This window comes from Cupriavidus sp. U2 (assembly GCF_009663685.2).
Classification (GTDB): domain Bacteria; phylum Pseudomonadota; class Gammaproteobacteria; order Burkholderiales; family Burkholderiaceae; genus Cupriavidus; species Cupriavidus necator_C.
In genome coordinates this window covers 89,287-114,994 of sequence record NZ_RCOG02000004.1, presented here as the reverse complement: position 1 = coordinate 114,994, position 25,708 = coordinate 89,287, and the positions used below count along the sequence as shown (strand labels likewise).

Below are 25,708 nucleotides of genomic sequence, written 5' to 3'. Positions count from 1 at the left end.
CAATGTTCCCTCGGAAAATGGCGAATCCTCTGCGATTCGCCATTTTTGTCTGGGACAAGCTGTCATGACGCGGTTACCTTGCGGTGCTATCCTTGCGTCGCTATGCGGATCATTCTCATCACCGGAATTTCCGGCTCCGGCAAGTCGGTCGCCCTGAACGTCCTGGAAGATGCAGGCTACTACTGCGTCGACAACCTGCCGGCCCAGTTCATCCCCGAACTCACGGCCTATCTGGCCGACCAGGGCTATACCCATCTTGGCGTGGCCACGGACATTCGCAGCCGCGAGTCGCTGGCGCGGCTGCCGGACACCGTCCGCGAGCTTTCCGCCCATCATCAGGTGCAGGTGCTGTTCCTGACGGCCAATACCGATGCGCTGGTGCAGCGGTATTCGGAGACGCGCCGCCGCCACCCGCTGTCGACCCGCGTCGGCGTAGGCCCGGACGGTGCGCCGCTGGGCGTCCCGGAAGGTGCCGGGCCGGGCGGACCGGGCGCAACGGTCAGTACATCGCTGATCGAAGCCATCGAAATGGAACGCGGGCTGCTCAGCCCGTTGTCCGAGTCCGCCCATCGCATCGATACCAGCAATGTGCGCACCAACACGCTGCGCAGCTGGGTCAAGGAACTGATTCGCAACGACAGCGCCAGCGGCCAGTCGCTCACGCTGCTGTTCGAATCGTTCGGCTTCAAGCACGGCGTGCCGAGCGACGCGGACATGGTGTTCGATGTGCGCTCGCTGCCAAACCCCTATTACGATCTGGCCCTGCGCCCGCTGACCGGCCGCGACGCGCCGGTGGCGGACTTCCTGCAGAGCCAGCCGATGGTGCTGGCCATGGCCGAGGACATTCGTGCCTATGTCGAGAAGTGGCTGCCGAGTTTCATTGCGGACAACCGCAGCTACCTGACCGTGGCCATCGGCTGCACGGGCGGCCAGCATCGGTCGGTGTTCATTGCCGAACGACTCGCCAACTATTTCCGGGCCCATGGTAATGTGCTGGTCAGACACCGCGAATTGGCCCCGGCCGGCTGACACGCGGGCTTGAGGGAACGGCCCCGGCGCCGTCCCGCCACTGGAGCGGCCAATCGCATGTCGACACTCCCCCCAGACACCGCATCCCCGGGCGCCATCATCGAGGCGCTGCCACTGTTTCCCCTCAACACGGTACTCTTCCCCGACGGCCGCCTGCCTCTGCGGGTGTTCGAGAAACGCTACGTCGACATGGTGCGCAACTGCATGCGCGATGGCACGCCGTTCGGCGTTTGCCTGATCACCAGCGGCGAGGAAGTCGCACGTGCCGGCCACGAAACGGTGCCCGAGGAAATCGGCTGCCTGGCGCAGATCGTCGACTGCAACATGGAGCAGCTGGGCGTGCTGCTGATCGAGACCCGCGGACGGCGGCGCTTCCGCGTGCTGTCCCATGCCACGCGCGACGACGGCTTGCTGGTGGCCCAGGCCGAAGTGCTGCCCGACGATGTCATCGACTGCAAGCTGGAGCTGCTGAGCGAGTGCCTGGAGGCGCTGCGCCGCATCGTGGCATCGGTGCATAGCGAACAGCCCGACAAGTCCCGGCTGCCGTTTGCCGAACCCTATCTCTGGGACGACCCGACCTGGGTGGCCAACCGGCTATGCGAACTGCTGCCCGTGCCGCTCAAGGCCAAGCAGATGCTGATGGCGCTGCCCGATGCCGGCATGCGCATCGAAATCGTCCACCGCTACATGCGGCAGCACCACATCGTCTGACGGCACCGATCGTCAGAACGCCGGAAACTCGGGAATTCAGAAATTCAGAAAAGTCCGATGCGCGCCTGGTCTTCCAGCAGGCGCCGCACGGGTGCCGGCGTGCCCAGCGCGTCAAGGTCGTCCAGCGACAGCCAGCGCCGCGCCTGGCCCATATCGCCGTTGGCGGGCCGCGTTGCAGCGTCCAGGTCCACGCGGACCGCACGGATCAACAACCGGAAGTGCGTGAAAACGTGCGTCAGTTCGCCAGCCAGATGCGCGCGCACGGGCTGGCCGAATTGCCGCGCCGTCTCCAGCGCGGCATCCTCGGCGGCTTCCGCGTCGAACGGCAGGCTGTCCACGGCGATCTCCGGCAGGCTCCACAGCCCGCCCCAGATGCCGCTGTCGGGCCGCAGGTTGACGAGCACATCGCGGCCATGGCGCACGATCAGCATCACGGTGCTGCGCTCGGGAATCGCGGCACGCGGCCTGGGCGTGGGCAGCAGCGCCGTCAGGCCGTCCCGGCGCGCCACGCAGTCCACCGCGAGCGGGCAGCTGTCCGCATCGCCCAGGCACGCCGGCTTGCCACGCGAGCAGATCGTCGCACCCAGATCCATCAGCCCCTGCGTATAGGCCACCATGTCTTCGGCCTGGTTCGGTCCGGCCGGCGGCAACGCCTGGCCGGCCAGCGCCCACATGCGCGTCTCGACGGCACGTTCGCCGGGGTAGCCGTGGATGCCGAACACGCGCGCAAAGACGCGCTTGACGTTGCCGTCGAGGATGGGCGAGCGCACGCCCGCGCTGAACGCGGCGATGGCCGCCGCCGTCGAGCGCCCGATGCCGGGCAGCGTGACGAGCACGGCCGGATCGGTGGGAAACACGCCGCCGTGGTCTTCCATGACGGCCTTCGCACAGCGATGCAGGTTGCGCGCACGCGAGTAGTAGCCCAGGCCGGCCCACAGCGCCATGACCTCGTCGGCCGGCGCGGCAGCCAGCGCGGCCACGGTGGGCAGCGCCGACACGAATCGCCGGAAGTACTCGATCACGGCCGCCACCTGGGTCTGCTGGAGCATGATCTCCGAGAGCCAGATGCGGTACGGGTCGCGCGTGTTCTGCCACGGCAGGTCATGCCGGCCATGCTGGCGCTGCCATGCGACCACACGCATGCCGAAATCGGCAGGTACGGCGGTTTCGTCGTGGAGCACGGGCACGGGAGCAGGCTTGCGGGGCATTGCGGGAGTCTGGAAAAGAAAAGGCGCCGCTCGAAGGCGGCGCCACATGATACCAACGATGGCGGAACGGCTATGCAGCGCGGGCCGCAGCCTGGACGGGGACCTCCACCAGCTTGCGCGTGAAGGATTCGATCCGGGTGCTGCGCTCGTCCAGGCCGTTCAGCACATCCTCCAGTTCGGCGATGCGGCTTTCCAGCGTGTCGGTGGCCTCGTGGATGCGCTCGATCGAATCCACGCGGCGGCGCAGCTGCTTCTGGTGCTCTCGCACCTGCGCTTCCAGCGGCGTCATCACCGACTTGAGCCAGATCTCGATGTCGCGGTTCAGGTCGCGGAAGTTTTCCAGCACGCGGCTGGCCATCGTCGCAAACGCATTCTGGACCAGTTGCGGACGCGAACGCGTCAGCATGTTGACGGTGCCGAAGTGCGCGTTGACCAGCGCCAGCGTCTCCTGCAGTTCGGCCGCGTAGCGCGACGTCACGAACTGCATCGGCGACGGCAGCGTGAAGCCATGCTCGGCGTTGAAGCGGCGATACATGCTGTCCACCAGCTGGTGCAGGCCGGCGATCTTCTGGTCGGCGTCCTGGATCAGCCCGGCAAGCTGGCCGAACAGCGCCTCCATGTCTTCGCGCAGGCCGCGCGAGAAGAATCGCTCCTTCATCTGCTCGCGCTTGTCCCGCATGGTGCGGCGCACGTCGCGCAACTGCAGGCTCTTGATGATGTCGGCGCTGTGGCGGCCGAACACCAGGCGCAGCGCCTGGAATTTGGCGATGCTCTGCTCGAACTCTTCCTTTTCGCTCTGCACGCGCATCAGCATGTGCTTGACCATCGCGTGGTTCTTGCCGCGCAGGCCGCGCAGTTCGAACAGCTGCTCGACGATATCGCGCCGGCGGCTCTGCAGCAGCTGCTGCGCACCGCGCGACATCTCCTGCACCAGGCGATGCACCTGGTCTGACACGATCTCGCGCCGCCGCGGAATCAGCTGGTCGGACAGCACGTTCTCGAACTGCATCAGGTTGCTGCGCACCAGCATGGGCTGATCGTGCGTGACCTTGGCCACCAGGCCCTTCTGCGCCGACACCGGATACACGCGGCGCTCCTCGATGCCGAGCGTCTGCGCCGTGGTGCGAACCTGGCGCGCGATCTCGCCCGCGATCTCGGGCGACGACTTCAGCGGGTCCCACAGGCCGTCGATCTTGTTGAGCACGGCCAGGCAGCCCCGGCGATGGCCTGCGCCCACGTGGCTGCGCCACAGCGCAAGGTCGCTCTTGGTCACGCCGGCATCGGCGGCCAGCACGAACACCACCACGTGCGCATCGGGAATCAGCCGCAGCGTCAGTTCCGGCTCGGTACCGATCGCGTTCAGGCCCGGCGTGTCCAGGATCACCAGGCCCTGGCGCAGCAGCGGATGCGGGAAGTTGATCACCGCATGGCGCCAGCGCGAGATCTCGACCATGCCGTCGGCATCGACCGAATAGGCGGCATCGGGGTCGTTCTCGTTGTACAGGCCAAGCGATTCGGCCATGGCCGGCGTCACGCGCGTGGTTTCCACCACGTGCTGGAAAGCGGCCAGCATGCCCTCGGGCGACGACGGGTCCAGCGGCACCGTGGTCCAGTGCGAATTGGACGAGCCGGGCTCCATGAAGTCGGCCGTCGAGGCGTCCTGCAGGCGCGTTTCGATCGGCAACAGCCGGATGCAGGGCGGCTCGTGCTCGTCGTAGCGCAGCTCGGTCGGGCACATCGTCGTCCGTCCGGCGGACGAAGGCAGGATGCGGCGACCGTAGTCGGCAAAGAAGATGGCGTTGATCAGCTCGCTCTTGCCGCGCGAAAACTCGGCAATGAACGCCACCTTGAGGCGGTCGCTCTTGAGCACGCTCTGGATGCGCTGGGCGCGGTCGTCCGCGGTGGCGTCATGCAAGTCGTACTGTTGCAGCCAGGACTGGAATTCGGCGAGTGACTGAAGGACCCCGGTTCTCCAGGCGCCATATTGTTCGAATTGTTGGGCGAGGCTCGTCATGAGTGATTCGCTGTGTCGGCTTGGATTTATGGTGTTGGGCGCGTACTGCACGACTGGCACCGGGCTTGTCCGTTGACCCGCGGACCCGAAGCCACTCGTCTTCGCCGGACGCCGTTGTCATGGGGGCGAATCCGGCCGTTTTTGTAACTTTTTATGACTGGGCACACGATACAGGTTTCCGGACACATTTTGTGGAATTCACGTCCCTTGTTACGGTTCTGTGCACGGAGTGTTGCGCCGACCCATCGGCAATGTATTGCGACAAGGTTTCGCCATCGGATTGCCATGGTCGGCGCCGTGCCAGCCAGCGCCGGCCGTTGCCGGCTCAACAACGCCGGACGGCAGTTCCGGGGGACAGTTTCAGTGCTGGCAATGCGGGCAGTAGAAGGTGGAACGCTGGCCCTGGACGATCTGCCGGATTGGTGTGCCGCAAACGCGACATGGCTCGCCTGCGCGGTCATAAACCAGGCAGTCGAGCTGGAAGTAACCGCTGCTGCCGTCGCTGCCCACGAAGTCGCGCAGCGTGCTGCCGCCCCGCGCAATGGCTTCGGTCAGCGTTTCCCGCACGGCGGCGGCCAGCTTGTCGTACCGCGCCAGGCTGATCTTGCCCGCCGGCGTGGTGGGACGGATACCCGCGCGGAACAGGCTTTCCGAGCAGTAGATGTTGCCCACGCCGACGACGATCTCACCGGCCAGCAGCGCCTGCTTGATCGCCACCGAGCGGCCGCGCGTGAGCCGGTGGAACCACCCGCCGTCGAAACGCGGGTCGAAGGGCTCGATGCCGAGGCGCCGCAGCAGCGGGTGTTCGGACAGCGCCGCTTCGGCCAGCGGGGTCCAGATGATCGCGCCGAAGCGGCGCGGGTCGCGGAAGCGCAGCACCATGAGGGAGCCGTCTTGCACGCCACCCGGGGCGCTGGCCGGTGCCAGTGCGATGTCGAGGTGGTCGTGGGGGCCTGCCGGCGGCGCGTCGGGGTACACACGCAGCGTGCCGGTCATGCCCAGGTGGACAAGCAGCCAGCCGGGCGAATCGTTTTCGGGCCCCGGGCTTCGCCCGCCAGCAGGCGCCGGCAGGCATTCCAGCAGCAGGTATTTGCCCCGCCGTTCGATGCGGCCGATCACGCGGCCGGTCAGGCGCGCCTCGAGTTCGGGCTCCACGGGCCAGCGCAGTCCGCGATGACGCACGGTCACCTGGACGATGCGGCGCCCCACCACGTGCGGCAGCAAACCGCGCCGCGTGACTTCGACTTCCGGTAGTTCTGGCATGGCACCCCGTGATTTTCGGCCGGAATCCGGCCCCGCTTTCCCAACCTCGCAGAACCTATGGACGGCTTTTGCGCTCCAATGACGCAGGGAATTCCCTGCCGCCAGGCCTGCATGTGCGGGTTCCCATACGTAATCGCCCCGCGGGGCAAGCAGCGCATTGTAGCGGCAGGCTACAATGCCCCCATCCATTCCCACGCCCCGTGCGCCGGAGCTTTGCTTTCATGCCGGACAAAATCTTGCCCTCTCAAGCCATGCGCCCGGAACCCATCCAGATGAACACTTTCCGTTTCCGTCGCCATGCGCGCGCCCTGGGCGTGGCCGCGTGCCTGGCGTTTGCATCGCTGGCCCACGCCGCCCCGGCAACGGTCGCGCAGGACGATGACGAAGTCATCGAAGTGCCTGCGCCGTCCACCGGCGCCAAGGCCCCACGCACGCCGCTGCCGAACGTCGCGTTGACCCCGGACATCCTGTACCGCGTGCTGGCTGCCGAAATCTCGATGCAGCGCGGGCTGGTGGGACCGGCCTACCGCACCTACATGGACCTGGCGCGCGAAACGCGCGATCCGCGCCTGGCGCAACGGGCCACGGAAATCGCCTTCAATGCGCGCGTCGCGCAGCAGGCACTCGACGGGGCGCGCCTCTGGGCCGACCTGGCACCGAAGTCGCCCGCGGCGCGACAGGTCCTGTCCACGCTGCTGGTGCTCAATGGTCGCTGGGAAGACGCCGAACCGCTGCTGGTGCAGCAACTGGCAGCCGCCCCGGCCAACCATCGCGGCGAAGCGATCCTGTTGATGCAGCAGCAGATGGCCCGCACCAGCGATCCGGCTGGCGCAGTGGGCGTGCTCCAGCGCATCACGGCCAACGACGCGAAGCTGGCCGAAACGCATCTGGCCCTGGCGCGTGCGCGCGAGGCCGCCGGCGACAATGCCGGCGCGCTGGCCGAACTGGACCAGGCGCTGCGCATCAAGCCCGACCTGGAGCCCGCCGCACTGATGGCGGCCGAACTGCAGGCCGAGTCGGCCACCGACAAGTCGATCGAGGTGCTCAAGCGGTTCCTGGCCAAGTCGCCTTCGTCGGTCAATGGTCACATCACGCTGGCGCGACTGTATCTGCAGAAGAACGACATGGAAGCCGCCCGCGCCGAATTCGAGGTGCTGCGCAAGGTGGCCCCGAACGACCCCCGCGTGCCGCTGGCGCTGGGACTGACCAGCCTGCAGGCCCGCAACTACGACGACGCCGAACGCTATCTGAAGGAATACCTGCAGATGGCCGAGAAGTCGCCGGCTGCCAGCCCCGACATCGCGTACCAGTACCTGGCCCAGATCGCCGAGGAAAAGAAGGACTACCCGGCGGCCATCGGATGGCTCGACAGGATCGAGGACGGCCGCCTGGCCACCGCGGCGCAGGCCAAGCGCGGCCAGCTGCTGGCGCGCATGGGCAAGCTCGACGACGCCCAGGCCGTGTTCGGCGACCTGCTGGCCGATGCCGAGGATATTTCCGATCCATTGCAGCGCGCCCAGCGCATGACCGCGATCCGCCAGGCCGAAGTGGGCGCACTGCTCGAAGCCAAGGCCTACGATCGCGCGCGCAAGGTGCTGAACGAACGGGTGAAGGTCGAGCCCGAGAATGCCGACTGGCTCTATGAGCTGGCCATGCTCGACGAACGCGAAAAGCGTTACGACAGCATGGAAAAGGGCCTGCGCAAGGTCATCGCACTGCAGCCCGAGCAGAAGCAGGGCTACAACGCGCTTGGCTATTCGCTGGCCGATCGCAACGAGCGCCTGCCCGAGGCGCGCAAGCTGCTTGAACGCGCATCGGAACTGGGGCCCGACGATCCGTACATCATGGACAGCCTGGCGTGGGTCAAGTATCGCCAGGGTGAACTGCAGCCCGCCGCCGACCTGCTGAAGACCGCCTACAGCAAGGCGCCCGAAGCCGAGATCGGCGCGCACCTGGGTGAAGTGCTCTGGCAACTGGGCCAGCACGAGGAAGCGCGCAAGACGTGGACCGAGGCGGCCAAGGTGGAGCCCGAGAACCCCACGCTGGTCGACACGCTGCGCCGCTACAACCAGAGCGTATCGCTGTCGAAGTAGCCCGCATTTGGTATCTTGTCTGGCTGCCCGGGCCCCGCGCCCGGGCGCTGCTTTCTGGCGATCCATCCGGTGCCAGGCCATCGCCCCGGCCACCGCGTTGTGTCGCCAGCGAACATCGAACGCCGTCCAACTCCCGACATCTTGCACATGCTCCGATCCCGACGCCTGGCCCTGCTCTGCGTGGCCGCCCCGCTCTGGCTTGCCGCGTGCAGCACCATCACGCCATCCCGCAGTTTCGACGCCAGCGAGACCGCGCGCAGCGAGCACTACACCGGGCGCTTCGCCGCCAACTACACGCGCTACGGCCGCAGCGAGGGCGTGCAAGGCAGCTTTCGCTGGCAGGAACAGGGCCGCAACGTGCGGCTCGACCTGATCTCGCCGCTGGGTCAGACGCTGGCCGTGGTGACCAGCACCCCGTCCGGCGCCACGCTCGACCTGCCCAACGAAAAACCGCGCAATGCCCCCGAGGTGGACAGCCTGATGGAGCAGGCGCTGGGCTTCTCGCTGCCGGTCTCCGGCATGCGCGACTGGCTGCATGCGCGGCCCGCGCCCGGCGCGCCATCCAGCGTCACGCGCGACACCAGCGGACGGCCCGATACGCTCAAGCAAAGCGGCTGGACGGTGCGCTACGTGACCTGGCAGGACGCGCCCGAAGGCACCCCTGCCCCTCCCGCCCAGCCGCGCCGCATCGACATGGCGCGCGACGGCAACGAAGCGCCGCTGTCCGTGCGGCTGGTGATCGATCCCAAATCCGAACAATGACGCAAGCCATGACCGCAGGCACCGCCCTGCCACCCACCGAACTGCGCAACTGCCCCGCGCCGGCCAAGCTCAACCTGTTCCTGCATGTGACGGGCCGCCGCCCTGACGGCTACCACACGCTGCAAACGGTGTTCCAGCTGATCGACTGGTCGGACACCCTGCACTTTCACCGCCGCGACGACGGCGTGATCGCGCGGGTCACGGACATCCCCGGCGTGCCCGCCGATACCGACCTGGTGGTGCGCGCGGCACGCGCGCTGCAGCAGGCCTGCGGCACGCGCTTCGGCGCGGACATCGCCATCGACAAGATCCTGCCGATGGGCGGCGGCATCGGTGGCGGATCGTCAGACGCGGCCACCACGCTGCTGGCGCTGAACCATCTCTGGGGCGCGGGCGTGCCGCGCGAAGAACTGATGCGCATCGGTCTTGCGCTGGGCGCCGACGTGCCCGTTTTCGTGTTCGGCCAGAACGCCTTCGCCGAAGGCGTGGGCGAGGAACTGACGCCCGTGGCACTGCCCGAGAGCTGGTTCGTGGTTATCCATCCGCGCCAGCATGTACCGACTGCCGCAATTTTTTCGGATGAACGCTTGACAAGGGATTCCCCGATCTCTATAGTTGCGGACTTCGCTGCTTGCACAAACAAATTCGCTTTCGGTCGCAACGACTTGCAAGCGATAGCAACAGCGAAGTTCGGCGAAGTTGCCCGAGCCCTTGAATGGCTGAGACAATATAGTCCGCATGCAAGGATGACCGGTTCCGGAGCCTGCGTATTTGCCCGTTTCGAAGACGAGCAGGATGCGCGGAAGGTGATGGAAAGGTTGCCGTCCGATTGGGATGGCAGGTGTGTGAAAAGTTTGTCTCACCACCCGCTCGCAACGTTCGCATAGCAGGTTTTCGTTTGGCGAAGTACTGAAGTAAAGTTCGGTTCGGCGACAGACGTTAAAGGTTGTGTAGGGGAGTCGCCAAGTTGGTCAAGGCACCGGATTTTGATTCCGGCATTCGAAGGTTCGAATCCTTCTTCCCCTGCCATTACTTCCTATAGTGTCCAGACGGACATGCAGATATCGCTACCGGCGCTGGCCGGTGGCGCAAAGCTCCCCCAGCAGCAAGACAGGTGCCCCGAATGAGCGTCGAAGGCTTGATGGTATTTACCGGCAATGCCAACCCTAAACTCGCGGAGGCTGTCGTACAGCACCTCGGCATTCCGCTGGGCAAAGCTCTGGTCGGCCGTTTCTCCGACGGTGAAGTCCAGGTAGAAATCCAGGAAAACGTTCGCGGCAAGCACGTCATCGTGCTGCAGTCCACCTGCGCGCCGACCAACGACAACCTGATGGAACTGATGGTGATGGTCGATGCGCTCAAGCGCGCCTCGGCACGCAGCATCACCGCCGCCATGCCTTACTTTGGCTATGCGCGCCAGGATCGCCGTCCGCGTTCCGCCCGCGTGGCCATCTCGGCCAAGATCGTGGCCAACATGCTGGAAGTCGCCGGTGTGGAGCGCGTCCTGACGATGGACCTGCACGCCGACCAGATCCAGGGCTTCTTCGATATCCCCGTCGACAACATCTACGCTTCGCCGGTTCTGCTGGGCGACCTGCGCGAGAAGAACTACGGCGACCTGCTGGTGGTTTCGCCGGACGTCGGCGGCGTGGTGCGTGCCCGTGCGCTGGCCAAGCAGCTCGACTGCGACCTGGCCATCATCGACAAGCGTCGTCCCAAGGCCAATGTGTCCGAGGTGATGAACATCATCGGTGAAGTGGCCGGCCGCAACTGCGTGATCATGGACGACATGATCGATACCGGCGGCACGCTGTGCAAGGCCGCCCAGGTGCTGAAGGAACGTGGCGCGCTGAAGGTGTTTGCCTACTGTACGCACCCGGTGCTGTCGGGCGGCGCCGCTGCCCGCATCGCCGCTTCGGAGCTGGACGAAGTGGTGGTCTGCGACACGATTCCACTGTCCGACGAAGCCCGCCAGTCCGGCAAGATCCGCCAGGTTTCGACCGCCCCGCTGTTGGCCGAGACCTTCACCCGGATCGTCAAGGGTGACTCGATCATGTCGCTGTTTGCCGACCACTGATCGGTAAGCAAGCGCAGGACGGGCAAAAGCCTGCTAGAATTTTGGGTTTACCGCATTGGCCACCTCAGGGTGGCCAATGTGATTCATGCGGTACGGTTTGAGTGTCGTATCGTCAGTCGAGGCTGTCTGGTCGCGGACAGCCTTCTTCACATCTGGAGTTGAACATGAAAGTAGTAGCTTTCGAGCGTAGCGTACAGGGAACGGGTGCGAGCCGCCGCCTGCGCAATTCGGGCAAGACCCCCGGCATCATCTACGGCGGCGCCGCCGAGCCGAAGATGATCGAACTGGATCACAACGCCCTGTGGCACGCCCTGAAGAAGGAAGCGTTCCACTCGTCGATCCTGGACCTGGAAGTGGCTGGCAAGGCTGAAAAGGCTCTGCTGCGCGCATTCCAGATGCACCCGTTCAAGCCGCTGGTGCTGCACGTTGACTTCCAGCGCGTGTCGGCCACGGAAAAGATCCACGTGAAGGTGCCCCTGCACTTCATGAACCAGGAAACCGCTCCTGGCGTGAAGCTGGGCCACGGCATCGTGAACCACATCCTGAACGACCTGGAAGTGTCGTGCCTGCCGGCCGACCTGCCCGAGTTCATCGAAGTGGATCTGGCCGCAGCCGAACTGAACCAGACCATCCACCTGTCGGACCTGAAGCTGCCGAAGGGCGTGACCGCCATCACCCACGGTGACGACAACCCGGCCGTGGCCAGCATCTCGCTGCCGGCTGGCGCCCAGTCGTCGGAAGCCGCTGAAGGCGAAGGCGAAACGCCGGCTGCCTAAGCTGCCCGCGCTTCACGAAAAGACCGCCGGTTCGCCGGCGGTTTTTTTTCGTACGCGGTTTTCGCGTATCCTTTCACGCCTGCTTTTTCGCTTTTTTCAGCCCATGATCAAGCTCATCGTCGGCCTCGGCAATCCCGGGGCGGAATACGAGGCCACCCGCCACAACGCCGGTTTCTGGCTGGTCGACCAGCTCGCCCGCGTGGGCAGCACCACGCTGCGCGTGGAAGGCCGCTTCCACGGCCTGGCCGGCCGCGCCCGGCTGTGGGACCAGGACATCTGGCTGCTCAAGCCGTCCACGTTCATGAACCGCTCGGGCCTGTCCGTGGTGTCGCTGGCGCGCTTCTACAAGATCCTGCCCGACGAGATCCTGGTGGCGCACGACGAGATGGACCTGCCGGCCGGCTCGGTCAAGCTCAAGCGCGGCGGCGGTTCGGGCGGCCATAACGGCCTGAAGGACATCTCCGCCCATCTGACCACGCAGGACTACTGGCGCCTGCGCCTTGGGGTGGGCCATCCCCGCAACACACCGGGCGGCTCCGCCGGGGGGCGCGAGGACGTGGTCAATTATGTGCTGAAGCCGCCACGCAAGGAAGAACAACAGGCGATCGATGAAGCGATCGACCGCTGCATGGGCCCGCTCGGCGTCCTGGCGCGCGGCGAGAGCGAGCGCGCGATGATGGAACTGCACACGAACCGCTAGACCGGCGCGCGCCAAGGCGCCATGAAAAAACCCCGCCGACCTTGCGGTCGTGCGGGGTTTTTCGTTTCTGCCTGTCTGCTTTGTGGGGCCGGAACGAAGTGGCCGGATGTGTCTCCGGCTTCAGGCCACATGCTTGGCCGCTGTCAGCAGCCGGTAGCGTTGCATCAGCACCTCGTGCGTCTCGATGCGGTTCGGATCCTTCGGAATGCAGGCCACAGGACAGACCTGCTGGCATTGCGGTTCGTCGAAGTGGCCGACGCACTCGGTGCACTTGTTGGGGTCGATCTCATAGATCTCGGGCCCCATCGAGATGGCTTCGTTCGGGCACTCGGGTTCACAAACGTCGCAATTGATGCAGTCGTCGGTGATCAGTAGCGCCATGATGGTTCCTTCCAGCGATCCCACCCGCACCCGGACTGGCCACGTCGGCGGAATCGAAGCCCGTATTTTATTCCGGTTTGCCGATCTTCTCCTGAAGCCAGCGTTCCACTGAGGGGAAGACAAACTTGCTGACATCACCGCCGAGCACGGCGATCTCGCGCACGAACGTGCCGGAGATGAACTGGTACTGGTCGGACGGCGTCAGGAACATCGTCTCGACATCGGGCAGCAGGTAGCGGTTCATGCCTGCCATCTGGAATTCGTATTCGAAATCCGACACCGCGCGCAGGCCCCTTACGATCACGCGCGCATTGTTCTTGCGCACGAAATCCTTGAGCAGGCCCGAAAAGCCTTCGACCCTGACATTCGGATAATGGCCAAGCACCTCGCGGGCAATGCCGATGCGCTCTTCGAGCGAGAAGAACGGGCGCTTGTTGGGGCTGTGCGCCACGCCGACCACGAGTTCGTCGAAGATATTCGACGCACGACGGACGAGATCCTCGTGTCCCCGGGTCATGGGATCAAAAGTACCGGGATAGACGGCGACGACCATGTTTCCTCCTTTGGGGCTGCCCGTTGCCGGCCCGCGATGCCGGGGCCGCTCTCGAATACTGCCTGCGTGACGGGCGTTGGACAAACAGCAGCGGCGTAGTGTAACCCCAAACGCAGCTTTTGGAAGTCCGGCCGGCCGGCCTTTTTGCCGCATCGCAGCAGGCCGCAAACGCTTGCCCGGCGCGGCACCCCGCCAGGCAGTCGTCATATGACCCGCATCATCTGACGATGCGGGTTTACTGGTCCGCCCCGTTGCCGATACGGTGCTGCAGCAAGTGAAAATGCACGGCGCCGGCGCGGGCCTGGCGAATGATTTCCAGCGACGCCGGCACGGGCGCATCGGCGCCGATCAGTGCCTTGTCCGACTCGACATAGACTACGCCGCCCGGCCTGGTCAGGCGCGCCGCGTGCTCCAGAGCGGGTCCGATCCAGTCCTCGGCAAACGGGGGATCCAGGAACACCACGTCGAAACCGCTGGCCGGCATCTGTGCGGCCGCGGCGAATGCATCGGCCTGGACGATCCGCACCTGCGAAGCGTCGAGCTTGTACTGGTTGTCGCGCAGTTGCTTGGCCACGCGCGGATTGGCTTCGACCATCGTCACCGCGGCCGCGCCGCGCGAGGCGGCTTCGAATCCCAGCGCGCCCGAGCCTGCGAACAGGTCCAGGCACACCAGGCCGGCCAGATCCTGGCCGAGCCAGTTGAACAGCGTTTCCCGGACGCGGTCGGGCGTAGGGCGCAGCCCTTCGGCTTCCAGCACTGGCAGCAGCGATCGTTTCCAGCGGCCGCCGATGATGCGCACCTGGGCCGGTGCCTGGCGGGACAGAGAAGTTCGCCCGCGCGGTGCGGGCGAAGGTCGGGATTGCGGATTCATGCCGTGATTGTAGAGCCTGCCACGCCCCGGCACAGGGCCATGGCGTGTCCTGCCCAACGATCCGGCCCGAAGATCACTTTTCCGGGCCGCCGACGATGACCGTCGCCATGACATCGGGATGCACGTGGCGCTGGAAGGCGGCACGCACCTGGTCCCGCGTCACCTTGTTGATCTGCGCGGTCCAGGTATCCAGATAGTCGAGGGGCAGCCCGTACCAGCCGATGTTGGCCACGTTGGTCAGCAGCTTGCGGTTGCTGTCGATGCGCAGCGGGAAGCCATTGACCAGGTTGTCCTTGGCGGCCTTCAGTTCGGCATCGGTCGGGCCCTGCGCCACATACAGGGCCAGGATCTGACGCACCAGCCCCAGCGCCTCGTCGGTGTTTTCCTTCTTGGTCTGCAGCGTGATGCTGAACGGCCCCGCCTGCTTGGACGGCGCGAAGAAGCTGTCCACGCCGTAGGTAAGCCCACGCTTCTCGCGCACCTGATCGGTCAGACGCGAGCTGAAACCGCCGCCGCCCAGCACGTAGTTGCCCACCAGCAGGGCAAAGTAATCGGGGTCGCCACGCGCGATGGCTGGTGCGCCGATGGCCACGCTGGCCTGCTGCGCCGGGTGCGGAATGCGCTTCTCGCTGGCCGGAATCGACATCTGCACGTCGGGCAGCTTCGGTGCCGGGGTGCCCTCGGGCAGTCCGCGCGTCATATCCTCGGCAATCTGCTCGGCCTGCTTGCGGTCGATGGCACCGATCAGGGTCACCACCGCGCGCCTGGCCGTGTAATTGTCACGCCAGAACTTCAGCAGGTCATCGCGCGTGATGGACCCCACCGATTCCGGCGTGGCCGAAACGCCATACGGATGGCTCGGGTAGATCGCTTTCGACAGCGTCTTGTCGGCAATCACGCCGGGGCGCGTGTCGCCCTCGCGGATGGCGGTAATCAGGCGCTGCTTCTCGCGCGCCACGACGGCATCGGGATAGGCCGGTGCCTTGATCAGCTGCCCCGCCAGCCGTAGTGACTGCTCACGTTCCGGCGAAGCTGTCAGCGTACGCAAGCCGATGCCGCCCCGGTCGCCGCCGGCTGCGCCGCCAAAATCGGCGCCGGTATCGGCAAAGGCGTCGGCAATCTGCGCCTCGTTGCGGGCGGGCTGCCCATCCTGCGCGTTGGCGCCCTTGTCGAGCAGCGCCGCGGTCAGCGTGGCCAGGCCCGACTTGCCGGGCGGGTCATAGCGGCTGCCGGCGTCGAAATCGACGTCGAGCATCGGAATCGACGGGCTCGGCACGAAAAACACCTTGGCGCCGGTGGATGCCGTCCAGCTTTCGATGGGAATGGCGGCATGGGCAACCGAGCCGGCCAGCAGCGCGGCCGCCCCGCATGCGGCGGCAGCCAGGCGGCGCAGCAGACGTGGGGATGCAATGGTCATGGCGGACAGGGACATTGTTTCTCCTTGGACTCTGTCCTCAGTGGCGCAGCCCTTCGGGCGCGGCGGTCTTGGGCTTGTTGGGGTCGATCGGCTGCGGCAGCAGCGTGGCCACGGTCAGGTTGTCGTCGCTGAAATACTTCGCGGCAACCGCCTGCACCTGGGCCGGCGTGACTTCCTTGATCTTGTCGAGCATGCGGTCGATCTGGCGCCACGAGATGTTCGAAATCTCGGCCACGCCGATTTCCATGCCCTGCCCGAACACCGAATCGCGCTTGTAGATCTGTCCGGCCACCACCTGCGCCTTGACGCGCTTGAGCTCTTCCTCGGACACCCCGCTCTTTGCAATGCGCTGCAGTTCCTCGCGCAGCGCCTTCTCGATTTCCTCGGTGGTGTGGCCGCTGGCCGGCGTGCCGTCGAGCACGAACAGCGATTCGTTGCGGTTGATGCTGTCGTAGCCGACGTTCACGTCGTCGGCCAGCCGCTGCTGGCGCACCAGTTCGCGCGTCAGGCGGGCGTTGTCATAGCCGTTCAGCACAGCCGACAGTACCTCCAGCGCATACGGATCGACGTCCTTTTCCACGTCATGCAGGCGCGGCACCTTGTAGGCCAGCACGATGTACGGATTCTCGGCCGGCGCCTTGACCCAGATCCGCTTGATGCCCTGCTGGGGCGCCTCGAGCTGTGTCTTGCGCAGCGGCAGCGGGCGCGCCTTGAGCTTGCCGTAGTAGCGTTCGGCCATCGCGCGCACCTCGTCGGCCTTCACGTCGCCGGTCACCACCAGCAGCGCGTTGTTCGGCACGTACCAGGTCCTGTACCAGTCCTGCACGTCTTCCACGCGCATGTTGACCAGGTCGTCCATCCAGCCAATCACCGGGTGCCGGTACGGCATGGCCGTGTAGACCGTGGCCAGCAGCTGTTCGTAGACCTTGCCGCGCGGGGAGTCGTCGGTCCGCAGGCGGCGTTCTTCCATCACCACCTTCATCTCGCGGTCGAACTCTTCCTTCTTGATGATGAGGTTGGCCATGCGGTCGGCCTCCAGCTCCATCATCTTCGGCAGGTACTGCTTGGCGATCTGCTGGTAGTAGAGCGTGAAATCGCGGTTGGTCAGCGCATTCTCGCGGCCGCCCAGCAAGGCGATCTGACGCGAGAACTCGCCGATCGGCACCTTGGGCGTGCCTTTGAACATCATGTGTTCGAGCATGTGCGCCACGCCGGTGGTGCCGCTGACTTCGTCGCTGCCGCCGGCCCGGTAATAGATCTGGTGCGCCACCGTGGGCGCGCGATGGTCTTCCTTGACGATCACGCGCATGCCGTTGGACAGCCGGAATTCCGTGGTGCCGGCCTCGGTCTGGCCCACCTGGCCAGCGGTGGCCATGCCGGAAGGCGGCCCCTGCGGGGTGGTTGCGCGAGCGGTCTCGCCCTTGGCCTGCGCCCAGGCGGTGCCCGCCAGCGGGGCGGCAAGCGAGGCGACGATCAGGGTGGAAAGAAGGCGCCGCGAGAATCTGGCGGTGCCGGTGGACGGCGATGCAATGCGGGCGGCGCCCGCCTGGGACAAGTCAGCGCAATGGTTCATGCGACCCCGTCTGCTAGAATTTTGGCGATTGATTCTACCGGGGTATTGACCCCTTTCCCAATGTTTAGTTTCTGGAAGAAGCGCAAGGCCGAGCCGGCTCCCGCGCCCGTCGAGCCGCCCGCGGCTGCGCCTTCGCCCGCACCCTCGCCCGCGCCGGTACCCTCGCCGGCCCCTGCGCCCGCACCACTTCCTGCCCCCGCTCCTGCGCCCGCTCCTGTGCCGGCGCCTGTTCCCATCCCGGTGCCGGTTCCGGTCCCCGTGCCGATGCCCACGCCCGCACCGGCGCCTGCACCAGCCCCGGTGCCCGTGCCGGTGCCTGTGCCCGTGCCGGCCCAGGTGCCGCCGCCCCCGCCCGCCCCGGTTGCCTATGAGCCGCCCGTGGTCGAGGAATTGGAACTGGTGCCGCCGCCCGCGCAGACGGCCGAGGCCAAGCGCGGCTGGATGTCACGCCTGAAAGCCGGGCTGTCGAAGACCAGCCGCAACATCGGCGTGCTGTTCGTCGGCGTGAAGGTCGACGAAGCCCTTTTCGAGGAACTGGAAACCGCGCTGCTGATGTCGGATGCCGGCGTGGAAGCCACCGAGTACCTGCTGGGCGAACTGCGCCGCCGCGTGAAGAGCGATCGCATCGAGACCGCCGAAGGCGTCAAGGCCGCGCTGAAGGATCTGCTGGTGCAACTGCTCAAGCCGCTGGAAAAGACCATGGAGCTGGGCCGCGAGCAGCCGCTGGTGATGATGATTGCCGGCGTGAACGGCGCGGGCAAGACCACCAGCATCGGCAAGCTCTGCAAGCACTTCCAGAGCTACCACCAGTCGGTGCTGCTGGCCGCCGGCGACACCTTCCGCGCCGCCGCGCGCGAACAGCTGACCATCTGGGGCGAGCGCAACAACGTGACCGTGGTGGCCCAGGAAAGCGGCGATCCGGCGGCCGTGATCTTCGACGCCGTGAACGCCGCCCGCGCCCGCAAGATCGACATCGTGATGGCCGACACCGCCGGCCGCCTGCCCACGCAGCTGCACCTGATGGAAGAACTCAAGAAGGTCAAGCGCGTGATCGGCAAGGCCATGCCCACGGCCCCGCACGAATGCCTGCTGGTGATCGACGCCAACACGGGCCAGAACGCCCTGGCACAAACCCGCGCCTTCGACGACGCGCTGGGCCTGACCGGCCTGATCGTGACCAAGCTCGACGGCACGGCCAAGGGCGGCATCCTGGCCGCCATCGCCCGCCAGCGCCCGGTGCCGGTGTACTTCATCGGCGTGGGCGAGAAAGTGGAAGACCTGCAGCCGTTCAAGGCCGAGGAGTTCGCGGAGGCGCTGCTGGGGTGATACCCAGCCGGCGTTCCGGCCCTGCAAAGGCAAAGCCCCGCTGACGCGGGGCTCCTCCTCAAAATACAAGGGCACGACCAATTGCTTGGAAAACCCCTGTCTCGCTGGCGAGTATAGTGACAGGGAAGAAGAAAAGCAATTTGGGGTCTGGATGCTGCACCACTTCGCCGTACCGCGACTCTCGGCGGTCGAGAGATTTTTTTCCACACGCTCGTACAAGGACCTGATTGGCGCTTACTGCTGGAATCAGGCCGTCTCCGCGGCACTGCTGCCTATCCTCGGCGATTTCGAAGTCGCGCTCCGCAATGCACTGCATCGCGCGTTGTCACAGTACTGCGGGGGTACGGACAGCGCCCCCTGGATGACAAGACGCGATTGCATGGCGAGTTCTGGCGACCGCAAGCTTGATGCATATCATCGATTGTCCCCGCGAACCCAGCAGGATATAGAAGCGGCTATCGCGAAGAAGAAAGGTAGCCGGGGGGGCGATACCGCCGTCACGCCAGACGATATCGTGGCGGGCCTTTCCTTCGGCTTTTGGGAGCAGCTGGTCAAGGGTCTGGGGCATCCATCGCATCCCCCCGACCTCCAGGCGATCGTGCTTCGGCAGGCATTTCCCTATGCGCCCGAGACCGCGCTCACACCGCATGGTTCGAAGAACTTTCGTGAACGCCTCGTGAGATTGCTGGCGCGCGTCCGGGATATCCGAAACAGGATTGGCCACCACGAGGCCCTCTGGGCATGTCCAGAGTTCGACCTTCATGGCAACGTAGGCTTTATTCCCCGCCGACCTCGGCATACCGTTGCAAGTCTGAGTGCGGCAATGGAAAGGGTCAGTTGGATCGCCGGCTGGATATCTCCCAAGGTCGCCAACCATATCCGCGCCACCGATCACTGGTGCAAGCTTCGCTCCTTGCTGAGCCGACATGCGCTGGCCACGTACAGAACGATGGGCGGCACTGCAGGCACATATCGGAGAGTGCTCGATGCGCTATCCGAGGCAAGCGAAGTCTCGAACCACCGTTCCCGGCGATATCCCTCTCCTGCAAGCAAGCGAAGGCGGCAGCTCGCAGCGTTCCACTTCTGACAAGAAAAACCCCGGCATCTACGCCGGGGTTTTTCTTTGCTGGCCAAAACGAACCGCCGAAGCCTACTCGCTATCGGGCTGCGCGGCCGGTGCCGCCTTCTGGAACGCTTCCAGTTCCATGCAGTTGGCGTGGATCTTCGCGATGGTCGGGAACGGGGTCAGGTCCACGTTGAATCGCTGCGAGTTGAACACCTGCGGCACCAGGCACAGGTCCACCAGCGTCGGCGTATCGCCAAATGCGTAGCGGCCCACACGGCCCAGCTGCTGCAGGTTGATCTCCAGCGAGGCGAAGCCCTGCTCGATCCAGTGCCGGTACCAGCCGTCCTTGGCCTCGTCCGATACCTTCAGTTCGTGCTTCAGGTACTTGAGCACCCGCAGGTTGTTCAGCGGATGGATCTCGCAGGCGATTTCCTGGGCCAGGCCGCGCACCACGGCGCGCTCGAACGGGTCTTTCGGCAGCAGTGCCGGCTCGGGATGGGTCTCGTCGAGGTATTCGATGATGGCCATCGACTGGATCAGCGGACGGCCGTCGACCACCAGCGTCGGCACCACGCCGTCGGCGTTCAGCGCGCGGTACTCGGGCTTGAGCTGCATGCCGCCGCCCTTGAGCAGGTGCACGCCCTTGTAGTCGTAGGGCAGCCCCTTCAGGTTCAAGGCGATGCGTACGCGAAACGAGGCCGAGCTGCGGAAGTAGCTGTGGAGCGCAAGCATGGCCTCAGACCACCTTGACGGTCAGGTCGCCCACGCCGGCCACGTGGCACTGCATGACGTCGCCCCTGACCACCGGGCCCACGCCTTCGGGCGTGCCGCTGTAGATCAGGTCGCCCGGCTGCAGTTCGAACAGTTTCGACAGGTACGACACCATTTCCGGCACCGACCAGATCAGGTCCGACAAGTCGCCGCGCTGCTTTTCCACGCCGTTCACGGCCAGCGTCACGGCGCCCTTTTCCGGGTGGCCGATGGCGGACACCGGCACGATCGGGCCGATCGGTGCCGACTTGTCGAACGCCTTGCCGGTTTCCCAGGGGCGGCCGGTCTTCTTCGACTCGTTCTGCAGGTCGCGGCGCGTCATGTCCAGGCCGATGGCGTAGCCGTAGACGTGGCTGGCGGCCTGTTCCACGGGGATGTCCTTGCCGCCCTTGCCGATGGCCACCACCAGCTCCACCTCGTAGTGGCAGTTGCCGGTGCCCGGCGGGTACGGGAACGTGCCTTCGGTGTTGTCGGGCACGTAGCTGACCGCGTCGGACGGCTTGCAGAAGAAGAACGGCGGTTCGCGGTCGGGGTCCGAGCCCATTTCACGTGCATGCGCGGCATAATTGCGGCCCACGCAATAGACCCGGCGCACGGGGAAGCTAGCGCTGCTGCCACGGACCGGCACCCCGACGGGGGCCTGCGGGGCGAATACGAACTCGGTCATCCAAACTCTCCTGCTTTCTCTTTTTGATGGGACGCCGCGCCGGTGCATTCGGCGTGCCCCGGTTTCGATGCGGAAACCGGGGGCGCGGCAGGGGCAAAGCATACACCCGGCGTACGGTGGCATACAGTGCAGGCAACCCCGGCGCGAATCTTGCATATTGCAGTGCAACCAAGCGACCGTCATGAACCGCCGCACCTCGCCCCCACCTGCCAGTCCACCGCCGGCCGCAGGCTCCCGCACCCTGAGCATCCTGCTGGTGCGCGACCCGCACGACGCCGATCCGCTCAATGTGGAGACGATCCGCGCCGGATTGGCGCAGGCCGGCTTCACGACGGTGCAGACCGTGGACGCCGACCTGCGGCTGCCCGATGTGATCGCGGCCACGCTGCCCGACCTGGTCATCATCGCGTCCGAATCGGCCGCCCGCGACACCATCGAGCATGTCTGCGTGTCCACCCAGCACGCGCCGCGCCCGATCGTGCTGTTCACCGACAACGACGATTCCCAGCGCATCAAGGCCGCGCTGTCGGCCGGCATCACGGCCTATATCGTCGACGGCCTGCGCGCCGAGCGCGTCAAGACCGTGCTGGACGTGGCCTATGCGCGGTTCGAGCTCGACCAGCAGCTGCGCGCCGAGCTGGACGCCACCAAACTCAAGCTGGCCGAGCGCAAGACCGTGGAGCGCGCCAAGGGCCTGCTGATGGAGTCGCGCGGCATCACCGAGGACGAGGCCTACAAGCGGCTGCGTTCGATGGCGATGGAGCGTGGCATCAAGCTCGTGGAAGCCGCCCAGCGCGTGATCGACGTGATGGGCTGACGCCTGTCCAGACCTTCCGCCATACGTTCCGCCACACCTTCCTCCCGCTTCCCTCCCCCACACCAGCCCGGTGCATGCGCGGGCGCGGCGCTGCACCAGTTCCGCCACCCGCCGCCTTCCCCGCACGGTTTCGCGCTGACTTTCCGCTCCCGGGGACCTGCGCCGCAGGCCCCCGCGTGCACCGTCCGCACGCGTGGCGCCTCGGCCTGGTGAAAAGCGCCGCCGGCCGCACGGTGTTGTGCACCGCAACGGGCATGGCATGACGCTTGCGTAATGGCTGGCAAGGCCAACGACGGCCGGCATCACCCTGTAGTGCCCGGTATCAACCACAACATGCATGCACGCGCGCCAACGACGGCCCGCGCGGCATCGGACAACGGCGTCCTGCACCGCACCTCCCGGCTTCTGTTGAAGCCTGGGGCTGCGGTCGGGACGCCTTTTTTCTTCTCGGAGCCATCGCAATGCCCTCTCGCCTCAAGATTGCCAAGCCCAACGTCGCCGACAACGCGGCCGCCGACCGCGCTCCGGCCAGCCACGGCCGCCGGCGCGCGCTGGCCACCCTTGCCGGCGCCAGCGTGATGACGCTGGTCGATCCGCTGGTGCGCAGCGGTGCCTGGGCAGCCGGCTCCGATGCGCCCGAGAAGGCCGAAGTCAGGATCGGCTTCATCCCGCTGACCGACTGCGCGTCGGTGGTCATGGCGTCGACGCTGGGCCTGGACAAGAAGTACGGCATCAAGATCACGCCGAGCAAGGAGGCGTCGTGGGCGGCCGTGCGAGACAAGCTGGTCAATGGCGAACTCGATGCCGCGCACGTGCTCTACGGCCTGGTCTACGGCGTGCAGCTTGGCATCGGCGGGCCCCGGAAGGACATGGCGGTGCTGATGAACCTGAACCACAACGGCCAGGCCATCACGCTGTCGCAGAAGCTGGCGGAAAAGGGCGTCAAGGACGGTGCCAGCCTGAAGGCGCTGATGACCCGCGAAAAGCGCGAGTACGTGTTCGCGCAGACCTTCCCCACCGGCACGCATGCGATGTGGCTCTACTACTGGCTGGCCGCCAACGGCATCAACCCGATGCAGGACGCCAAGGCCATCACCGTGCCGCCGCCGCAGATGGTAGCCAACATGCGCGTGGGCAACATGGACGGCTTCTGCGTGGGCGAACCGTGGGGCGCGCGTGCCATCGCCGACAAGATCGGCTTCACGGCCGAAACCACCCAGGCCATCTGGAAGGATCATCCCGAGAAGGTGCTGGGCACCACATCGGATTTCGTCCAGAAAAATCCGAACACGGCCCGCGCGATGGTGGCGGCCGTCCTCGAAGCATCGAAGTTCATCGATGCATCGGCCTCGAACCGCCGCAAGACCGCCGAGACCATCGCGGCCAAGTCCTATGTCAACACCGACATGGACATCATCCTGGACCGCATGCTGGGCCGCTACAGCAACGGCCTGGGCAAGACCTGGGACGACCCCGATTCGATGAAGTTCTATCAGGACGGCCTGGCCAACTACCCGTTCCTGTCGGACGGCATGTGGTTCCTGACGCAGCAGAAGCGCTGGGGCCTGCTGAAGGACCACCCCGACTACCTGGCCGTGGCCAGGCAGGTGAACCGCATCGACGTGTTCAAGCAGGCCGCCGCCGCCGCGCAGGTGCCGCTGCCCAAGAGCGATTTCCGGACCGCGAAGCTGATCGACGGCGTGACCTGGGACGCCGCCAAGGACCCGAAGGCCTACGCCGACGGCTTCAAGATCAAAGCCGGCGCCCTCTGACCCCGCACGCGTTATTCGCGACCTGATCGCCCTCTGGAAAGGAGCCTGCCGTGAATGCCCTCGCCCCTGCCGTTACCCCCACTACTCCGCAAGGAGCCGCCATGGATGCCGATGTCCTCGATACGGAAGCCAAGGAACAGACGCGCCGCCGCGCCCAGGAGCTTGCCATCCAGGCGAAGCAGGCCGCGCGGCGCGAGGCCGTAGCCGGCTTCGTGCTCAAGTGCGTGCCGCCGCTGGCCGGCTTCGTGCTGTTCCTGCTGGTCTGGCACGGCATCGCCACGCTGATCCCGGCATTGCCGACGCCCGGTGCCACGTGGAATGCCGCCGTGCCGCTGTTTGCCGATCCGTTCTATCGCAACGGCCCGAACGACCAGGGTATCGGCTGGAACGTGCTGGCGTCGCTGGCGCGCGTGGCGGCGGGCTTCGGCCTGGCGGCGGTAATCGGCATTCCGGCCGGCTTCCTGCTGGGGCGTTTCGCCTTCCTGAACGCGATGGCGGCGCCGGTCATCAGCCTGCTGCGGCCCGTGTCGCCGCTAGCCTGGCTGCCCATCGGCCTGCTGCTGTTCAAGGCCGCCAACCCGGCCGCCATCTGGGCCATCTTCATCTGCTCGATCTGGCCGATGATCATCAACACGGCGGTGGGCGTGACGCGCGTGCCGCAGGACTACCTGAACGTGGCGCGCGTGCTGGACCTGTCCGAATGGAAGATCTTCCGCAGCGTGCTGTTCCCGGCCGTGCTGCCGTACATGCTGACCGGCGTGCGGCTATCCATCGGCACCGCGTGGCTGGTGATCGTGGCCGCCGAGATGTTGACCGGCGGCACCGGCATCGGCTTCTGGCTGTGGGACGAGTGGAACAACCTGAAGGTCGAGCACATCGTCATCGCCATCTTCATCATCGGCGTGGTCGGCCTGGTGCTGGAGCACCTGCTGCTGGCCCTGGCGCGCCGCTTCAGCTACGGCAACACCTGATCGGAGCCCCGTCATGGAAAAATTCGTCAGCATCGAACACGTCGGCCAGACGTTCAAGACGCGCAAGGGCCCGTTTGTGGCATTGCGCGACATCAACCTGTCGGTTGCGGAAGGCGAGTTCATCACGCTGATCGGGCATTCGGGCTGCGGCAAGTCCACGCTGCTGAACCTGATCGCCGGGCTGACCACGCCCACCGCCGGCGCGCTGATCTGCGCCGGGCGCGAGATCGCCGGGCCCGGGCCGGAGCGCGCCGTGGTCTTCCAGAACCATTCGCTGCTGCCCTGGCTGACGTGCTTCGAAAACGTCCACCTGGGCGTGGAGCGCGTGTTCGGCGCCACGGAGAGCAAGGCGCAGCTGAAGGCCCGCACGCACGACACGCTGGCGCTGGTGGGCCTGACCCACGCCGAAGGCAAGTATCCGCACGAGATCTCGGGCGGCATGAAGCAGCGCGTGGGCATCGCCCGGGCGCTGGCGATGCAGCCCAAGGTGCTGCTGATGGACGAGCCGTTCGGTGCGCTCGATGCGCTGACCCGTGCCCATCTGCAGGACGAACTGATCAAGATCGTGGCGCGTACGAAGAGCACCGTCGTCATGGTCACGCACGATGTGGACGAGGCCGTGCTGCTGGCTGACCGCATCGTCATGATGACCAACGGCCCGGCGGCCACCATCGGCGAGATCGTCAGCGTCGATATCCGGCGACCGCGCGACCGCGTGGCGCTGGCCGACGACAAGACCTATCACGCCTGCCGCACGGCCGTGCTGGACTTCCTGTACCGCAAGCAGCGCAACCCGGCGCTGCAGGAAGCCGCCTGAGGCCCGGTGGGACCCATTGCCGGCGGCAATCGTGGGCTATCATGAACCCCACCCCCACGATTCCGGCAGTCAT

At 66.0% G+C, this 25,708-nt stretch carries 24 protein-coding genes and 1 tRNA gene; 15 read left to right on the top strand and 10 right to left on the bottom strand.

Annotation, left to right across the window (positions count from 1 at the left end):
• The first annotated feature begins 102 nt into the window (after window positions 1–102).
• Both rapZ and D9X30_RS05630 read left to right on the top strand, forming a co-directional pair.
• A complete protein-coding gene (gene rapZ / locus D9X30_RS05635) occupies window positions 103–1,029 on the top strand; it encodes an RNase adapter RapZ (protein ID WP_153948989.1) in 927 nt (308 codons plus the stop codon).
• A 57-nt stretch (window positions 1,030–1,086) separates the two neighbouring features.
• On the top strand, window positions 1,087–1,740 hold the full coding sequence (locus D9X30_RS05630; RefSeq protein ID WP_153948990.1) for an LON peptidase substrate-binding domain-containing protein: 654 nt from the start codon (window positions 1,087–1,089) through the stop codon (window positions 1,738–1,740).
• 44 nt (window positions 1,741–1,784) lie between these two features.
• Here the strand turns inward: D9X30_RS05630 and mutY are convergent, their stop codons facing one another.
• The 3 genes from mutY to mutM all read right to left on the bottom strand — a co-directional run bounded on the left by mutY (window position 1,785) and on the right by mutM (window position 6,225).
• Window positions 1,785–2,948, bottom strand: a complete 1,164-nt coding sequence (gene mutY / locus D9X30_RS05625) for an A/G-specific adenine glycosylase (RefSeq protein WP_153948991.1) — start codon at window positions 2,946–2,948, stop codon at window positions 1,785–1,787.
• A gap of 70 nt (window positions 2,949–3,018) precedes the next feature.
• Entirely contained in the window at window positions 3,019–4,962 is a 1,944-nt protein-coding gene (locus tag D9X30_RS05620) for a dynamin family protein (RefSeq protein WP_153948992.1), read from the bottom strand.
• A 360-nt stretch (window positions 4,963–5,322) separates the two neighbouring features.
• On the bottom strand, window positions 5,323–6,225 hold the full coding sequence (gene mutM / locus D9X30_RS05615) for a bifunctional DNA-formamidopyrimidine glycosylase/DNA-(apurinic or apyrimidinic site) lyase (protein ID WP_153948993.1): 903 nt from the start codon (window positions 6,223–6,225) through the stop codon (window positions 5,323–5,325).
• Window positions 6,226–6,497: 272 nt separating this feature from the next.
• On the opposite strand from mutM, the gene D9X30_RS05610 reads away from it, so the two are divergent.
• The 7 genes from D9X30_RS05610 (at window position 6,498) to pth (ending at window position 12,633) form a co-directional block, all read left to right on the top strand.
• Window positions 6,498–8,318, top strand: coding sequence for a tetratricopeptide repeat protein (locus D9X30_RS05610; protein ID WP_228771001.1), 1,821 nt, complete (start codon window positions 6,498–6,500; stop codon window positions 8,316–8,318).
• A gap of 147 nt (window positions 8,319–8,465) precedes the next feature.
• Entirely contained in the window at window positions 8,466–9,080 is a 615-nt protein-coding gene (gene lolB / locus D9X30_RS05605; RefSeq protein ID WP_153948995.1) for a lipoprotein insertase outer membrane protein LolB, read from the top strand.
• 8 nt (window positions 9,081–9,088) lie between these two features.
• Window positions 9,089–9,967, top strand: a complete 879-nt coding sequence (ispE, locus tag D9X30_RS05600; RefSeq protein WP_153948996.1) for a 4-(cytidine 5'-diphospho)-2-C-methyl-D-erythritol kinase — start codon at window positions 9,089–9,091, stop codon at window positions 9,965–9,967.
• A 65-nt stretch (window positions 9,968–10,032) separates the two neighbouring features.
• Window positions 10,033–10,109 (top strand) — tRNA-Gln (locus D9X30_RS05595).
• Window positions 10,110–10,203: 94 nt separating this feature from the next.
• Entirely contained in the window at window positions 10,204–11,157 is a 954-nt protein-coding gene (locus tag D9X30_RS05590) for a ribose-phosphate pyrophosphokinase (protein WP_153948997.1), read from the top strand.
• Between the two features lie 164 nt (window positions 11,158–11,321).
• Entirely contained in the window at window positions 11,322–11,933 is a 612-nt protein-coding gene (locus tag D9X30_RS05585) for a 50S ribosomal protein L25/general stress protein Ctc (RefSeq protein WP_153948998.1), read from the top strand.
• 103 nt (window positions 11,934–12,036) lie between these two features.
• Window positions 12,037–12,633, top strand: a complete 597-nt coding sequence (gene pth / locus D9X30_RS05580; protein ID WP_153948999.1) for an aminoacyl-tRNA hydrolase — start codon at window positions 12,037–12,039, stop codon at window positions 12,631–12,633.
• A gap of 120 nt (window positions 12,634–12,753) precedes the next feature.
• Here the strand turns inward: pth and D9X30_RS05575 are convergent, their stop codons facing one another.
• From D9X30_RS05575 to D9X30_RS05555, 5 genes are all read right to left on the bottom strand, one after another.
• Complete coding sequence (locus D9X30_RS05575) at window positions 12,754–13,014, bottom strand: YfhL family 4Fe-4S dicluster ferredoxin (RefSeq protein ID WP_153949000.1); 261 nt, start codon at window positions 13,012–13,014, stop codon at window positions 12,754–12,756.
• 67 nt (window positions 13,015–13,081) lie between these two features.
• Window positions 13,082–13,567, bottom strand: a complete 486-nt coding sequence (gene coaD, locus D9X30_RS05570; RefSeq protein WP_066739714.1) for a pantetheine-phosphate adenylyltransferase — start codon at window positions 13,565–13,567, stop codon at window positions 13,082–13,084.
• Between the two features lie 235 nt (window positions 13,568–13,802).
• Window positions 13,803–14,438: a 16S rRNA (guanine(966)-N(2))-methyltransferase RsmD gene (gene rsmD, locus D9X30_RS05565; RefSeq protein WP_153949001.1), complete on the bottom strand. Its 636-nt coding sequence runs from the start codon at window positions 14,436–14,438 to the stop codon at window positions 13,803–13,805.
• A gap of 73 nt (window positions 14,439–14,511) precedes the next feature.
• The gene (locus tag D9X30_RS05560) at window positions 14,512–15,870 is read right to left on the bottom strand and encodes a M16 family metallopeptidase (protein WP_153949002.1); all 1,359 of its coding nucleotides are present in this window, start codon (window positions 15,868–15,870) and stop codon (window positions 14,512–14,514) included.
• 22 nt (window positions 15,871–15,892) lie between these two features.
• Window positions 15,893–17,428 (bottom strand): M16 family metallopeptidase, encoded by a 1,536-nt coding sequence (locus D9X30_RS05555; RefSeq protein WP_153949003.1) that lies wholly within the window; start codon window positions 17,426–17,428, stop codon window positions 15,893–15,895.
• A 60-nt stretch (window positions 17,429–17,488) separates the two neighbouring features.
• On the opposite strand from D9X30_RS05555, the gene ftsY reads away from it, so the two are divergent.
• Window positions 17,489–18,754 (top strand): signal recognition particle-docking protein FtsY, encoded by a 1,266-nt coding sequence (gene ftsY / locus D9X30_RS05550; RefSeq protein ID WP_153949004.1) that lies wholly within the window; start codon window positions 17,489–17,491, stop codon window positions 18,752–18,754.
• Window positions 18,755–18,905: 151 nt separating this feature from the next.
• Window positions 18,906–19,841, top strand: a complete 936-nt coding sequence (locus D9X30_RS05545) for an Abi family protein (RefSeq protein ID WP_153949005.1) — start codon at window positions 18,906–18,908, stop codon at window positions 19,839–19,841.
• 63 nt (window positions 19,842–19,904) lie between these two features.
• Here the strand turns inward: D9X30_RS05545 and maiA are convergent, their stop codons facing one another.
• Together maiA and D9X30_RS05535 are read right to left on the bottom strand one after the other, a co-directional pair.
• On the bottom strand, window positions 19,905–20,552 hold the full coding sequence (gene maiA / locus D9X30_RS05540; protein ID WP_153949006.1) for a maleylacetoacetate isomerase: 648 nt from the start codon (window positions 20,550–20,552) through the stop codon (window positions 19,905–19,907).
• A gap of 4 nt (window positions 20,553–20,556) precedes the next feature.
• Window positions 20,557–21,258 carry a fumarylacetoacetate hydrolase family protein gene (locus D9X30_RS05535; protein WP_153949007.1) on the bottom strand — a complete coding sequence of 234 codons (702 nt, stop codon included), beginning with the start codon at window positions 21,256–21,258 and terminating at the stop codon, window positions 20,557–20,559.
• Window positions 21,259–21,439: 181 nt separating this feature from the next.
• Between D9X30_RS05535 and D9X30_RS05530 the strand changes: the two genes are divergently transcribed.
• From D9X30_RS05530 to D9X30_RS05515, 4 genes are all read left to right on the top strand, one after another.
• On the top strand, window positions 21,440–22,075 hold the full coding sequence (locus tag D9X30_RS05530; RefSeq protein ID WP_153949008.1) for an ANTAR domain-containing response regulator: 636 nt from the start codon (window positions 21,440–21,442) through the stop codon (window positions 22,073–22,075).
• Window positions 22,076–22,536: 461 nt separating this feature from the next.
• Entirely contained in the window at window positions 22,537–23,847 is a 1,311-nt protein-coding gene (locus D9X30_RS05525; RefSeq protein ID WP_153949009.1) for a CmpA/NrtA family ABC transporter substrate-binding protein, read from the top strand.
• 101 nt (window positions 23,848–23,948) lie between these two features.
• Window positions 23,949–24,818 (top strand): nitrate ABC transporter permease, encoded by an 870-nt coding sequence (gene ntrB / locus D9X30_RS05520; RefSeq protein WP_153949010.1) that lies wholly within the window; start codon window positions 23,949–23,951, stop codon window positions 24,816–24,818.
• Between the two features lie 13 nt (window positions 24,819–24,831).
• Window positions 24,832–25,635 carry an ABC transporter ATP-binding protein gene (locus tag D9X30_RS05515; protein ID WP_153949011.1) on the top strand — a complete coding sequence of 268 codons (804 nt, stop codon included), beginning with the start codon at window positions 24,832–24,834 and terminating at the stop codon, window positions 25,633–25,635.
• Window positions 25,636–25,708: the final 73 nt, after the last annotated feature.

Coding starts and splice junctions, on each gene's coding strand:
- lolB (WP_153948995.1), top strand. CDS start 8,466: ATGCTCCGATCCCGACGCCTGGCCCTGCTCTGCGTGGCCGCCCCGCTC.
- coaD (WP_066739714.1), bottom strand. CDS start 13,567: ATGGTCGTCGCCGTCTATCCCGGTACTTTTGATCCCATGACCCGGGGA.
- D9X30_RS05535 (WP_153949007.1), bottom strand. CDS start 21,258: ATGACCGAGTTCGTATTCGCCCCGCAGGCCCCCGTCGGGGTGCCGGTC.
- ntrB (WP_153949010.1), top strand. CDS start 23,949: ATGGATGCCGATGTCCTCGATACGGAAGCCAAGGAACAGACGCGCCGC.
- pth (WP_153948999.1), top strand. CDS start 12,037: ATGATCAAGCTCATCGTCGGCCTCGGCAATCCCGGGGCGGAATACGAG.
- rsmD (WP_153949001.1), bottom strand. CDS start 14,438: ATGAATCCGCAATCCCGACCTTCGCCCGCACCGCGCGGGCGAACTTCT.
- D9X30_RS05585 (WP_153948998.1), top strand. CDS start 11,322: ATGAAAGTAGTAGCTTTCGAGCGTAGCGTACAGGGAACGGGTGCGAGC.
- D9X30_RS05525 (WP_153949009.1), top strand. CDS start 22,537: ATGCCCTCTCGCCTCAAGATTGCCAAGCCCAACGTCGCCGACAACGCG.
- maiA (WP_153949006.1), bottom strand. CDS start 20,552: ATGCTTGCGCTCCACAGCTACTTCCGCAGCTCGGCCTCGTTTCGCGTA.
- rapZ (WP_153948989.1), top strand. CDS start 103: ATGCGGATCATTCTCATCACCGGAATTTCCGGCTCCGGCAAGTCGGTC.
- D9X30_RS05555 (WP_153949003.1), bottom strand. CDS start 17,428: ATGAACCATTGCGCTGACTTGTCCCAGGCGGGCGCCGCCCGCATTGCA.
- ispE (WP_153948996.1), top strand. CDS start 9,089: ATGACCGCAGGCACCGCCCTGCCACCCACCGAACTGCGCAACTGCCCC.
- D9X30_RS05560 (WP_153949002.1), bottom strand. CDS start 15,870: ATGTCCCTGTCCGCCATGACCATTGCATCCCCACGTCTGCTGCGCCGC.
- D9X30_RS05610 (WP_228771001.1), top strand. CDS start 6,498: ATGAACACTTTCCGTTTCCGTCGCCATGCGCGCGCCCTGGGCGTGGCC.
- mutY (WP_153948991.1), bottom strand. CDS start 2,948: ATGCCCCGCAAGCCTGCTCCCGTGCCCGTGCTCCACGACGAAACCGCC.
- D9X30_RS05630 (WP_153948990.1), top strand. CDS start 1,087: ATGTCGACACTCCCCCCAGACACCGCATCCCCGGGCGCCATCATCGAG.
- D9X30_RS05545 (WP_153949005.1), top strand. CDS start 18,906: ATGCTGCACCACTTCGCCGTACCGCGACTCTCGGCGGTCGAGAGATTT.
- mutM (WP_153948993.1), bottom strand. CDS start 6,225: ATGCCAGAACTACCGGAAGTCGAAGTCACGCGGCGCGGTTTGCTGCCG.
- ftsY (WP_153949004.1), top strand. CDS start 17,489: ATGTTTAGTTTCTGGAAGAAGCGCAAGGCCGAGCCGGCTCCCGCGCCC.
- D9X30_RS05575 (WP_153949000.1), bottom strand. CDS start 13,014: ATGGCGCTACTGATCACCGACGACTGCATCAATTGCGACGTTTGTGAA.
- D9X30_RS05590 (WP_153948997.1), top strand. CDS start 10,204: ATGAGCGTCGAAGGCTTGATGGTATTTACCGGCAATGCCAACCCTAAA.
- D9X30_RS05515 (WP_153949011.1), top strand. CDS start 24,832: ATGGAAAAATTCGTCAGCATCGAACACGTCGGCCAGACGTTCAAGACG.
- D9X30_RS05620 (WP_153948992.1), bottom strand. CDS start 4,962: ATGACGAGCCTCGCCCAACAATTCGAACAATATGGCGCCTGGAGAACC.
- D9X30_RS05530 (WP_153949008.1), top strand. CDS start 21,440: ATGAACCGCCGCACCTCGCCCCCACCTGCCAGTCCACCGCCGGCCGCA.